The organism is uncultured Cocleimonas sp., assembly GCF_947495625.1.
Lineage (GTDB): Bacteria > Pseudomonadota > Gammaproteobacteria > Thiotrichales > Thiotrichaceae > Cocleimonas.
Genome location: NZ_CANLZW010000040.1, coordinates 1 through 12,767, shown reverse-complemented (window position 1 = coordinate 12,767; position 12,767 = coordinate 1). Strand labels below are relative to the sequence as shown.

The 12,767-nt window shown below is 40.3% G+C and carries 12 protein-coding genes; 10 read left to right on the top strand and 2 right to left on the bottom strand.

Annotated elements, in window-relative coordinates:
- Positions 1 to 11 precede the first annotated feature (11 nt).
- Genes cydB through cydC form a run of 4 tightly spaced genes read left to right on the top strand, consistent with a single transcriptional unit; the run spans position 12 to position 4,918 of the window.
- A complete protein-coding gene (gene cydB, locus Q1A31_RS18055; RefSeq protein ID WP_299880182.1) occupies positions 12 to 1,157 on the top strand; it encodes a cytochrome d ubiquinol oxidase subunit II in 1,146 nt (381 codons plus the stop codon).
- A gap of 24 nt (positions 1,158 to 1,181) precedes the next feature.
- Positions 1,182 to 1,283, top strand: a complete 102-nt coding sequence (gene cydX, locus Q1A31_RS18050) for a cytochrome bd-I oxidase subunit CydX (protein WP_022954336.1) — start codon at positions 1,182 to 1,184, stop codon at positions 1,281 to 1,283.
- A 46-nt stretch (positions 1,284 to 1,329) separates the two neighbouring features.
- The gene (cydD, locus tag Q1A31_RS18045; protein WP_299880176.1) at positions 1,330 to 3,240 is read left to right on the top strand and encodes a thiol reductant ABC exporter subunit CydD; all 1,911 of its coding nucleotides are present in this window, start codon (positions 1,330 to 1,332) and stop codon (positions 3,238 to 3,240) included.
- Positions 3,233 to 4,918, top strand: a complete 1,686-nt coding sequence (gene cydC / locus Q1A31_RS18040; protein WP_299880173.1) for a thiol reductant ABC exporter subunit CydC — start codon at positions 3,233 to 3,235, stop codon at positions 4,916 to 4,918. The genes cydD and cydC overlap by 8 nt, the downstream gene beginning before the upstream one ends.
- 61 nt (positions 4,919 to 4,979) lie before the next feature.
- Here the strand turns inward: cydC and Q1A31_RS18035 are convergent, their stop codons facing one another.
- Complete coding sequence (locus Q1A31_RS18035; RefSeq protein WP_299880170.1) at positions 4,980 to 5,954, bottom strand: PhzF family isomerase; 975 nt, start codon at positions 5,952 to 5,954, stop codon at positions 4,980 to 4,982.
- A 69-nt stretch (positions 5,955 to 6,023) separates the two neighbouring features.
- Positions 6,024 to 7,037 carry a UDP-N-acetylmuramate dehydrogenase gene (gene murB / locus Q1A31_RS18030; protein WP_299880167.1) on the bottom strand — a complete coding sequence of 338 codons (1,014 nt, stop codon included), beginning with the start codon at positions 7,035 to 7,037 and terminating at the stop codon, positions 6,024 to 6,026.
- 75 nt (positions 7,038 to 7,112) lie between these two features.
- Here murB and Q1A31_RS18025 point away from each other — a divergent pair, with 75 nt between their 5' ends.
- The 6 genes from Q1A31_RS18025 to Q1A31_RS18000 all read left to right on the top strand — a co-directional run bounded on the left by Q1A31_RS18025 (position 7,113) and on the right by Q1A31_RS18000 (position 12,673).
- Complete coding sequence (locus tag Q1A31_RS18025; protein WP_299880164.1) at positions 7,113 to 8,366, top strand: argininosuccinate synthase; 1,254 nt, start codon at positions 7,113 to 7,115, stop codon at positions 8,364 to 8,366.
- Positions 8,367 to 8,396: 30 nt separating this feature from the next.
- Entirely contained in the window at positions 8,397 to 8,603 is a 207-nt protein-coding gene (locus Q1A31_RS18020; RefSeq protein ID WP_299880161.1) for a SlyX family protein, read from the top strand.
- A 45-nt stretch (positions 8,604 to 8,648) separates the two neighbouring features.
- A complete protein-coding gene (locus Q1A31_RS18015; RefSeq protein ID WP_299880111.1) occupies positions 8,649 to 9,446 on the top strand; it encodes a class I SAM-dependent methyltransferase in 798 nt (265 codons plus the stop codon).
- A gap of 172 nt (positions 9,447 to 9,618) precedes the next feature.
- Positions 9,619 to 10,911 (top strand): OmpA family protein, encoded by a 1,293-nt coding sequence (locus Q1A31_RS18010; RefSeq protein ID WP_299880108.1) that lies wholly within the window; start codon positions 9,619 to 9,621, stop codon positions 10,909 to 10,911.
- Positions 10,912 to 11,062: 151 nt separating this feature from the next.
- Positions 11,063 to 11,602 (top strand): hypothetical protein, encoded by a 540-nt coding sequence (locus Q1A31_RS18005; protein ID WP_299880105.1) that lies wholly within the window; start codon positions 11,063 to 11,065, stop codon positions 11,600 to 11,602.
- Positions 11,603 to 11,755: 153 nt separating this feature from the next.
- Positions 11,756 to 12,673 (top strand): M14 family metallocarboxypeptidase, encoded by a 918-nt coding sequence (locus Q1A31_RS18000; RefSeq protein ID WP_299880101.1) that lies wholly within the window; start codon positions 11,756 to 11,758, stop codon positions 12,671 to 12,673.
- Positions 12,674 to 12,767 lie beyond the last annotated feature (94 nt).

Sequence of the window (12,767 nt, the reverse complement as noted above, 5' to 3'; positions counted from 1 at the left end):
GGAGAACTATTATGGAATTTATAGATTACACAACGCTTAAAATGGTCTGGTGGTTATTAGTAGGAATACTATGGCTAGGGTTTGCGATGACAGAAGGATTTGATATGGGCGTCGGTATGTTATTACCGTTTGTGGGTAAAACCGATGAAGAACGCCGTGTTGCCATCAATGCGGTTGCCCCGCATTGGGATGGAAATCAGGTATGGTTAATTTTAGCTGCAGGCGCAATTTTTGCAGCATGGCCGATTGTTTACGCAACCACCTTTTCCGGTTTTTATCTGGCGTTAATGTTGATGCTATTTTCTTTGTTCTTTAGACCGGTAGGATTTGATTACCGCTCTAAACTGGAAAATAAAAAATGGCGTAGTACCTGGGATTGGGGATTATTCATTTCGGGTATCGTTCCACCATTAATTTTGGGCGTGGCATTTGGTAATCTGTTTTTAGGCGTGCCTTTTCACTATGACGATTATTTACGCTCATTCTATGACGGTAACTTTTTCCGTCTATTACATCCATTTGCTGTGCTTTCTGGTTTATTAGCCATCTCAATGTTTGTTATGCATGGTGGTGCTTATCTCATGATGCGTTGTGGTGACGAAGTCTATAAACGTACCCGCACTTACACACAATTTGCAGCGATTGCTGTGATTGCGATATTTGCCATAGAAGGTTTATGGTTGTGGACAAGTATTGATGGCTACGCCATAACTAGCAAAATTAATACTGCTGCACCGGCAAATCCTTTAGGTAAGACTGTTGAGATTTTTGAAGGCGCATGGTTAACCAATTATAAAGACTATCCATTTACCATCTTCGCACCAATTGTTGGTTTTGCGGCAGCCTTTGGAGCATTTATATTTGTCCGAGCGCGTAAAGCGGGAGTGGCTTTTGCCATGACTACGTTAAGTATGTTTGGAATAATCTTGACGGGTGCATTTTCACTATTTCCTTTCATTCTTCCATCAAGCGTTAACCCAAATCATAGCTTAACTATTTGGGATGCGGCTTCTAGTGAGTTGACCTTATCAATCATGTTAATTGCGACATTATTATTCGTACCCATTATTTTAATTTACACCGTTTGGTGTTATGTGAAACTTTGGGGTAAATACAGTGTTGAAGACATTCGTGCAAAACAGCACAGCCTTTATTAATTAAAGTACAAATAGGAGAAAATTATGTGGTATTTTGCCTGGATTCTTGGTGTTTTACTGGCTTGTGCTTTTGGCATCATTAACGTCATGTGGCTTGAGTTAAATGGCCTTGATGAAGATGAGTAAACGTTAACTAATAAGATGTCTAAAAAACTAAGTAAGATATGTGGCTATGTCTGACGCTAAAGATTCTGCTAGTCCAGAATTTCTTAAAGCTCAAAAGAAAACAACGGGCGCATACTTACGCTTTTCAGTAGGTCTGGGATTATTATCAGGCCTACTGCTGATCGCTCAGGCCTGGTGTCTGGCAAACATTATCAACAATGTCATCTTTGAAAAGGCAACAGTAGCTAATCTAAGTAGCTACTTTGTTGCTTTATTTTTTGTCTATCTGTTTCGTGCCGGGCTCAATTGGGCTTCGGAGTACACAGCGGTAGAAGCGGCTCTTCGCGTTAAACGCGACCTAAGAAAAAAACTACACGATCGCTTGTTCGAAGTCGGTCCCTTATCTTTGAATAACGAACGAAGTGGCGAACTCATCAACACCGTTGTCGATGGTGTCGATGCACTGGAAAATTACTACGCAAGGTATCTGCCAACCATGTCATTGGTGGCACTTATCCCACTTTCCATTCTGGTTTTCATCTTCCCCATCGACTGGATTTCGGGTGTCATTATGCTGGTAACGGCCCCTCTGATTCCGTTTTTCATGATCATGATTGGCAAAGGAACAGAACGCCTGAATAAAAAACAATGGCGCAAACTGGCACGAATGAGTGCTCATTTTCTGGATATGATTCAAGGCCTCACGACACTCAAATTGTTCAATGCCAGTCGTCGAGAATCCCAACTCATCGCCAGAATTTCAGATGATTACCGCAAAAGCACCATGTCGGTTTTGCGTGTGGCTTTCTTATCATCGTTATTACTAGAATTCTTATCAACCGTGAGTATTGCGATGGTCGCAGTACTGATTGGTTTTCGCTTGATGTATGGCGAATTAGATTTTTTCTATGGTTTTTTTGCGTTACTGCTAGCCCCTGAGTTTTATCAACCATTGCGCAATATGGGAACCCATTATCACGCGCGTATGGAAGCTATTGGTGCCGCTGAAAAAATGATTGAAATATTGCATCCTGATGACGTTAAAAGTGAAGATACTTTGATTAAGAGTACTTTGATTAAGAGTGCTTTGGTTAAGAGTACTTTGATTAAGAGTGCTTTGGTTAAGAGTACTCTGCTTAAAGATGTTCCGGTTAATAATGATTTAGCTTCTAGTTCATCTAGTGAATTGTCTCATAGCAGTATTGTTGAGAACAAAACCCTTGGAATAACTAATTCCATAAAAATTGAATTTAAGGACGTCAGTTTTGAGTACGAACCTGGCCGCCCTGCACTTGAGCATCTTTCACTAAGCATTAAAGCCAATGAAAATATTGCCATTGTTGGTTCAAGTGGCGCGGGTAAAAGCACGCTAATGAACTTATTGCTTGGTTTTATCAGTCCGCAACAAGGTGAGATTGTTATCAATCAAAAGCCGTTGAGACAGGACCATCTCAATGAATGGAGACACAATATTGCCTGGATGCCACAACGCGCTCATTTATTCCAGGGAACCATCAGAGAAAATATATGTTTGGCAAACCCATCCGCCAATGATTCAGCAATGAAAAATGCCGCAAAATCAGCGTTGATTAATGAATATATCGAGTCACTGCCTGACAGCTATGACACTCACATAGGAGAACGCGGTGCAGGATTATCGGGCGGACAAATCCAGAGAATCGCTTTGGCGCGAGCATTCTTAAAAGATGCGCCACTACTATTGCTCGATGAACCCACAGCTTATTTGGATCAGGAAAGTGAGGCACTGATTCAACAAAGTCTGCAACTGCTCTCAAAAGACCGTTGCGTCATCAGTATCGCCCATAGACTGAATACTGTACAACAAGCTGATCGCGTGGTATTACTCGAAAAAGGCCGCGTCGTTGCAATCGCTAACCATCAAACTTTAATGGCAGAAAACCCCTTATATCAAAAAATGGTCGATCTTTTCGAACAGGGAGATCAACACCATGCTTAGTGATTTTCAAGTCATGCGCAGGTTGTTTACCCTGATCAAACCCTGGTGGGGCTGGATGTTGCTTGGGGTGGTGTTATCCCTGCTCACTATTCTGGCTAATATCGGGCTTATGGCCTTATCTGGCTGGTTCATCGCGAGTATGGCAATCGCAGGAATAACAGGCGCGGCGATTAATTATTTTACACCCGCCGCGTTAATACGCGCTTTTGCCATTATTCGCACCAGCAGTCGTTATGCAGAGCGTCTTGTTACCCACGAAGCAACGTTTCGATTAATCGCCAGTTTACGCAGTTGGTTTTATGATCACTTAGAACCTCTTGCGCCAGCGGTTATACAAAATTATCGCAGTGGTGATTTACTCAGTAGAATTCGTGCTGATATAGACACTTTAGACAACTTCTATCTACGTATCATCGCACCGGTAACGGTAGCTTTTATCAGCAGTATTATTATCGTTATATTTCTCTGGCAATATAGTCAGACACTGGCATTTATCGAACTATTCTTTTTAGTTGCCGCGGGTGTTTTATTACCTTTGCTGATAAATCGCTGGGGATATTCAGCCTCTAGCAGACAATCAAAAATCACCTCAGAATTACGCTCAGCAGTCATGGATAGCACTCAGGGCATGAGTGAGTTATTGATTAATGACGCAGCCAAGCGACATTCTGATTATGTTGAACAACTCAGTGAAGGTCTGTTAAAAGATCAAAAATCGCTGGCCACACTCAATGGTGGCTCACAGGCTATGTCTGGGTTATTGGCAAATCTATGCGTGCTGTTAATGTTGATTATCGCTATCCCAATGGTTAACAGTGAAGCCATCGGGCCTGCGAGTTTACCAATGCTCGCCCTGTTCACCATGGCAAGCTTTGAAGCGATCATGCCCTTGTCTTTGGCGTTTCAAACCTTACCCACAACACTCGCAGCTGCGCGTCGATTATTTGATATTGTGGACAGTAAACCTGCCATTATCGAACCAGAAATTCCACACCCACTACCTGACTCTGCAGATTTAGTGTTTAACAATATGAGCTTACGTTACCCATCACAGGAAACTGATGCCTTACAAAACATAAGCGTAAACATCCCTACAGGTACAAATATTGCGATCGTCGGGCCAAGTGGTTCGGGCAAGAGTAGTTTAATCAATGCACTAATGAAGTTTTGGCCAGTAAGCTCTGGCGAAATCAGTTTTGGCGGTGTTCCTATCGAGCAACTTGATGGTGAAGAACTGCGCTCACAATTTGCCGTTGCATCGCAACACAGCACACTGTTTAACAGCACCATTAAACGCAATTTGTTATTAGCAAACCGCAAAGCTACGGACAGTGAATTAGAGGCTGTCTGTAAAGTGGCCCAGATTCATGATTTTATTATGGAACTGCCTGAAGGCTATGACACCTGGATTGGTGAAGCAGGCCATAAACTTTCTGGCGGTCAAATGCGACGCATCAGTATTGCCCGTACCTTATTAAAAGCTGCACCTATTCTGATTTTGGATGAGCCAGGTGAAGGGCTTGATAGTATTACCGAAAAAAACATGCTGCAATCAATCATTGAAAACAACAAACAACGCACCTTGATCTTAATCACGCATCATCTTTCTGGACTTGATGCGATGGATCAAATTGTACGTATAGAGAAAGGCAATATAGTCTCTAATCAGGATGACTAATAGATTGAAAGTCACCCCCCTACTTTAAGGCACTTTTTTTATTACTCGTTAATATTACAAGTTAAACAGATATCTCTGTCTTAAACGCAATTACCGCATCACCACCGATGCGTACTGTTACAGGTAAACCATTTTCAGAATCTACAATGACATTGACAATACCCGGTCTTCCCATCGCTTCACCCTGAATGGCTCTGAAACTGACTTGATCTTTTCCATTCTGATCGACTTCCAGTATTTTGTGTTTGACCAGATAAGCACCTAAAGGGCCATTTGCATTACCCGTTACCGGATCTTCATTGATACCTATTGCAGGAGCAAACATTCGCCCATGACTAATAATAGAATCATCTGTTTTATCATTCATAGCAGCATCATTCAGCGCAAACACAAAAAAACCATTTGAATTCACTGACTCACTGATGGAAGCTAACGCCGACATATTGGGTGTTAGTGCATGTAATGTATCTTCGCTATTGATGCCGATCATCACTTTCGAATGGCCTGTTGATGACACCTGTATCGGGCAACGTTGATCACGATCTGCTTCTGATATGCCCAAAGCGAGAAGAATATCATCATTAATTTTCTGACTAACCGTGGGTGAGATTTCAACCTTACCCTGTGTCATCATAATGCTGTAATCACCGTGGCTGTAATTATCGTGGCTTTCAGCAACAGAATAATTCTGGATGATTTCTACAGGCAGAATACCTATAGCCACTTTCTGTTTTAGCACACACGAAGGTAAGTTGTTTTCCATCGCATAAACATAATGCGCTGAAACAGTCGCATGCCCACAGATAGGGACTTCAGTCGTCGGGGAAAAGAATCGCACCCAGATGTCATGCTCTTCAAAATCACTGTTTTCATCCGGAGATAAAATAAATGCTGTTTCCGAATTATTTAATTCACGCGCGATTGATTGCATTTGTTTATCACTCAAACCATCGGCATTGGCGACTACACCGGCAGGGTTGCCTTCAAACTTTGTTCTGGTGAAAGCGTCAACTTGATAGATTCGGTATGTATTCATATCTTTATATCTCTTCAATTAATCTTGAGTCACCCCCCTACATATGGGCACATTTTTAATGTCTCTTTTTTATTTGATTACCCGTGGTTCAGGCTCTAAGGTAACCCCAAACTTACCTTCAACAGAAGCGATAATATCTTCTGCTACTTGCCAAAGTTCTGACCCCGTTGCATTACCATGATTTACCAAAACCAAAGCATGTTTATCAGAAACACCCGCATCACCGACACGATGACCTTTCCAGCCACATTGATCAATCAACCAACCTGCTGAGGTTTTTACTTCATCATTATGGGTTTGAGGAAATCCTGGCAATCCTTCATGGTCACTTTTTAAGGTTTCAAAATCTGTGACTTTCATTACAGGGTTTTTAAAGAAGCTTCCTGCATTTCCGATTTGGCTTGGATTAGGTAGTTTTCGTTGCCTTTCTGAGATGACAGCCTGGCTGATAACATCTGCAGTAAGTACCTCGCCTGCCAAGGCTTCGCGTAAGCCTGCGTAATTAATATGCCACTCTGGCTTTTTTGGCAAACGGAACGTAACCGATGTAATCAATAACTTGTCTAAAGCCTGTGATTTAAAGAAGCTTTCACGATAGCCAAACTGACAAAGTTCTTTGTCGAATTCGAGGATATCAGCAGTTTCCAGATTCACTGCTTGCAGTGAATGAAGGGTATTTGATAACTCTACGCCATAAGCGCCAATATTTTGAATCGGTGCTGCACCGACAGAGCCTGGTATTAATGATAGATTTTCTAATCCAGCGAATCCCTGATCAATCGTCCAACGCACAAAGTCATGCCAGTTCTCCCCAGCTGCGGCAGAAACATAAACAGCTTCATCGTCTTCTTTTGCGATATCTTTACCCATTAAACAGACTTTTGCGATCATCCCGTCAAAGTCATTTTTAAAGAGTAAATTGCTGCCACCACCCAATAATAATGCGGGTAAGTTATTCTTAGATTTCCATTCAAATAGCGCTTCAATATCCAGCAAATTTGAAATTTCACTATAATATTTTGTCTTAGCTTCGACGCCAAAGGTATTTAAGTCTTTTAAAGACACATTTTCATTAATTTTCATGATGTAGATTCTACTTTATTTCCAGTATTAGATGTATAATCTCGCGTCTTTATAGCGCCCAATATTGGATTAATTATGTCTTCAAATACTACTGCCACAAACAAACAGAACATCAAAAAGGTCGTACTTGCCTATTCAGGTGGATTAGATACTTCAATCATCATTAAATGGTTAGAAGAAAACTACGGCTGTGAAATCGTAACATTTACCGCTGACATCGGTCAGGGTGAAGAAGTAGAGCCAGCTCGCGAGAAAGCTAAAGCAGCAGGTGTTAAAGAGATTTATATTGAAGATTTACGCGAAGAATTTGTTCGCGACTTTGTCTTCCCGATGTTCCGCGCGAATACTATCTACGAAGGTGAGTACCTTCTAGGTACATCGATTGCACGTCCTTTGATCTCTAAGCGTTTAATTGAAATCGCAAATGAGACAGGTGCTGATGCGATCTCTCACGGTGCAACCGGTAAAGGTAATGACCAAATTCGTTTCGAGCTTGGTGCATATGCACTTAAGCCAGGCGTAGCAATTATCGCACCTTGGCGTGAATGGGATCTAAACTCACGTGAATCATTAATGAAGTACGCTGAAGAACACGGCATCGAAATTGATTACCAGAAACAAGGTAAGAAATCTCCTTACTCTATGGATGCGAATCTACTTCATATTTCATATGAAGGCGATATTCTGGAAAACCCCTGGACCGAAGCAGAAGATGATATGTGGCGTTGGTCGGTATCACCTGAGCAAGCGCCTGATGAGCCAACATACATTGAAATCGAATATGTAAAAGGTGACCCGGTTGCATTAAATGGTGAGGAATTAAGCCCAGCAACAATGCTTGAGACACTCAATAAATTAGGTGGTGACAATGGCGTCGGTCGTTTAGATATCGTAGAAAACCGTTATGTTGGAATGAAATCACGCGGTTGTTATGAAACACCGGGCGGCACAATCATGTTGAAAGGACATCGTGCAATCGAATCGCTTACTCTAGATCGCGAAGTTGCTCATCTTAAAGATGCATTAATGCCAAAGTATGCTGATCTTATCTACAATGGCTTCTGGTGGAGTCCTGAACGCAAAATGATGCAGAGCATGATTGATGAGTCACAAGAGTATGTGAATGGCACAGTGAGATTAAAGCTCTACAAAGGCAGTGTTTCATGTGTCGGCAGAAAATCAAAGGACACTTTGTTTGACGAAGGTATGGCTACATTCGAAGATGATCAAGGTTCTTACAATCAGGCTGATGCTGGTGGTTTCATTAAGTTGAATGCATTGCGTTTACGAATAGCTGCTCAAAAAGGACGTCCTATAAAGACAAGTTAATATACTGCAAAGGTATTAACTAAATTCATCATGGAAAAACGTCTAGAAAATTTGGAAATGCTGTCGATGGAGCAAGACAACACGATTGAAACACTCAATCGTGAAGTCCATCGACAGCAGTTACAAATTAATATCTTAATTCAGCATATTGAACTGCTAAAAACACAAATTCAGTCTATCAATAAAGAAGACTTGCTCGTTTCAGAAGAAGACGAAAACCCTCCTCCGCATTATTAATACAGTACTATTCATTGACGTTTATACTCTTCAACAAACTAAATTATGAATAAAACTGTTATCGCTATTACCGCCGATCGTGGCGTACCAAAGATCAAACTGGACAGACTCTCTCAACAGACTTCGATACCAATTCTAACAAAGAAAATTACGCCAGATTATCTACTGCATATTAGTACTGACCAGTTAGAACTCAGAAAAGTACCCGAAGTAGCGAAAAAAAAGCCAGATAAAGCACTTTCAATCTCCATCGACTTCGCGGCTGGCAAAACACAGCACAGACGTTTGCACGGAGGCGGAAAAGGTCAGGATATTGCGAAAGCGGTCGGCTTACAAAAAATTCAAAATCCTACGGTATTAGATTTGACAGCTGGTATGGGAGGCGATGCTTTTGTTTTAGCTTCTCTTGGTGCCGATGTCACTATTCTCGAGAGAAATCCTGTGGTGCATGCCTTGCTAAAAGATGCATTAGAAAGAGCTTCACTTGTTTTTGACAGCGAATTAGAAGAGATACTGAGTCGTCTTTCTTTGGTCAATCAAAGTGCCATGGATTATTTAGAATCACTCAATGAAACATCATATCCAGACGTTATTTACTTTGACCCGATGTTCCCTAGCCGGAATAAAACAGCTCAAGTAAAAAAGGAAATGCAATTCTTTCACGATATAGTGGGTGATGATCAAGACAGTGAATCTGTACTGCAATTTGCACTCACCAAGGCTGAAAAACGCATAGTTGTTAAGCGCCCAAGATTGGCGGAAAAACTCACGGAATCACTAGAACCTTCTTTTCAAATCACTGGAAAATCTACTCGCTACGATATTTACCTTCCTATAAAGTAATATACTTTAAGTTGTCTTTAATTTAGCATCAACTTCAACCTCAGAAATAATAAGAATACGCTTATTCAGTGAGTTTAAAAAGGCGAGGTAGAAACACCATTTATCAAGAAATTAAGCCTAGGCTTATCTTGCATGTTATATAATCAGACAAAAATATAATTAATAGCACTTCATGAAATTATCAAAAAATGTAAATTTATTATTCTCAGTCACTTCGGCACTGATCTTTAATGCTGCTATGTCAACGAGTTCCATTGCAGATATAGCAAAGCCAGAAGCAAAAACAGCAGAGCCAAAAACTCAAGTAAACAAAGAGATTAGCAAGCTTTTAGCCGATGCAAGAAAGAATAATTTATACCAACAATGTGGAAAAGAACCCTTAGCTGTTGAAAAAGAAGATTATAAAAAGAACTTTATGTCTTTACGCGGTCTAACAGGTATCTATGTCAATATTGACGATATTATAAAAGGGGCTAAGACAAGAGACATTATCTTGCCTGAAAATTTAAAACAGACTGTCATAGATAAATTAAAAGTCGCTGGCATGACTTTATTGAACAAAGAAGATATCAAACTTATTCAGGGTCAACCTGAATTATCTGTGTTTGCCTCTTACCCGAAACACCTGAGTAAACCGAAAGAAGGGGAACCAGCAATCCAGTTTAATAGTGCTTGTTGTTTAGCAAGTACCTGGACATCTTTCCAACAAGGCGCAAAGGTATTACGAGACTCGAAAACCAGTTTTAGACTATCTACCTGGGGCGAGGGACACAGTACATCGGATTGTTCAAATTTAACGGAGTGGTATCAGGATACCGTTCTAAAAACCATTGAAAACTTTATCGAAACGAAAGTAAAAGCAGACAAAGAATACGAGAAAGAACAAAACAAAGCATTGTTACCAAAAAGTGCAAATCCTGATAAGAGCCAAGCTAAGAACTCTGCAGATAAAGTTAAACTAGAGAATAAAAAAACAAATGAGAAAAAAGACACGAAAGCTAAAGATGATACGAGTAAAAAAACTGATCAAAAAAATAGCGCCACAAAAATTAACACCAGCTCCAAGCTAACCAAGAATGATTCTTCCTGTGAAATATTATCGCCGGAGTTTTTGGAATTGTTTGATTCTGATGAATCCGCAATAAATGTCGAAAAGGTTGGAAGCTTGGATAAAGTTATCGACGTGATGAAAAACTGTACTCGCTATAATTTTATAGTCGAGACTCATTCAGATTCGCGTTCGGAAATTGAATACAACAAAAAGCTATCTCTTGAGCGTGCTGATACCCTGAAAAATTACCTCTATAAGAAAGGTATTCATCAGTCTCGCTTCACAACGCAAGCATTTGGTGAAACCAAGCCTTTATTAAAAGGTGCTAGCAATTTTGTTCATATAACTAATCGAAGAGTCGTTATCAGACCATTGCTTATAGATGAGCCGAATAATGAGAAAAAAGAGAAGTAAGCTATCACTTTTAAAGTTTGTTAGGTTTTACACCTCTATAAGGTGCCAACTAAAATTGCGTAAATCATAAACTTTATGAACTATCAAAGTTGAATATCATTGTTTTTGGTCTATGCTTGAATTACAGCCACTGCAAACCAAGAGAATTGATATGAGCCCTAATTCAATGATTAAACAGACCTTCTTCATCATACTACTCAGTGTTATGGCTTACTCACCTACATATGCGGGTAGCAAGATTTTAGATTCACTATTTATGGATTTAAAGCATGCTTCCAGCGAACAGCAGGCTCGTAAACTCGAACAAGTGATCTGGAAGCAATGGATGCAGTCAGGTGATGATGCTATCGATGAGCTAATGCAAGAAGCGATGCAAAAACGTCGTTCCTATGATTTTAATGGCGCAATAGAAGTGCTCAACAAAGTCATCAAAAAGAAACCTGATTATGCCGAAGGCTGGAATCAACGTGCTACTGTCTACTTTCATCAAGAAAAGTACGATAAGTCATTAATTGATATCGCTAAAACGCTAGAACTTGAACCTCGTCATTTTGGTTCCTTAGCCGGTCGTGCAGTGATCAGATTGCGCCAAAACAAACCTGCGTTAGCAATGCAGAATATTATTCATGCGCTCAAGTTTAATCCCTATCTTAAAGAGAAAAACTTCTTTCCCAATTTAACACAAGTATAAAAACCTTAAGAATTACTAAGTTCATAAACATTATAGATAGAGACAGCACTTTTTACATTGAGTAATATAACCCTTTGATAGATTTATAAGAAAAATCATAAATTGAATCATAAAAATTCATAAGAAATTAAGAAACATTTCAAAGGTAATTCAATGAGCAGCAATAGTAGTACGTTAAAAAAATGGGGAAATAAAGAAAAGGCACAGTGGCTCTCGCAACAAACTATTAAACGCTCATACAAAGACGAAGTTCTGACAAAAGTTGATCAGCTCAGTAAACATTTCACTATTCATCAATACGGTAGCTTAGATTATTCGGTTGATAACGCCCCATTAAGTTACCCCCTATTCGCTATTCATTCCAAATCATGGGATGAAAATAAACCCAATATACTCATCACTGGCGGTGTACATGGTTATGAAACCAGTGGCGTCCAGGGTGCATTACGCTTTCTTGAAACTAAAGCGTTAGATTACTCAGATAAGTTTAACTTTGTCGTAGCGCCTTGCATCAGCCCATGGGGCTATGAAACCATCAATCGCTGGAACCCTGAAGCCGTTGACCCTAACAGATCTTTTAGCACCCCTAGTCCTGCACAGGAAGCAGCCACCATCATGGCTTATATCAAATCTTTGGATGCTAGCTTTTTAGCACACCTAGATTTACATGAAACAACAGACACCGATAACTCCGTTTTCCGCCCTGCGCTAGCTGCAAGAGATGCGATTGAACTCGATCATTGGGATATACCTGATGGCTTTTATTTGGTTGGCGATACACAAAACCCTGTTCCTGAATTTCAAAAAGCGATCATTCAGAACGTAGAAAAAGTCACCCATATTGCACCTGCTGATGATAAAGGTGAAATGATTGGAGATAAGGTTGAGCAACACGGCGTAATTAATTATGCAACCCGCAAGCTTGGATTATGTGCGGGTTTTAGCGGCACTAAATACTCATCAACCACAGAAGTGTATCCTGATAGCCCAAAAGTTAATGATGAAAACTGTATTCATGCTCAGATTGCAGCGGTCGAAGGCGCATTGGATTATCTAATCTCAAATAGCTGATTGTTAGGATATTTAGTACACCCCCCATATATGGTCTCCTCCATTTTTGCAAAATAATATTCAACCGTTTTGACAGGGATAGATTTGCTTCCAT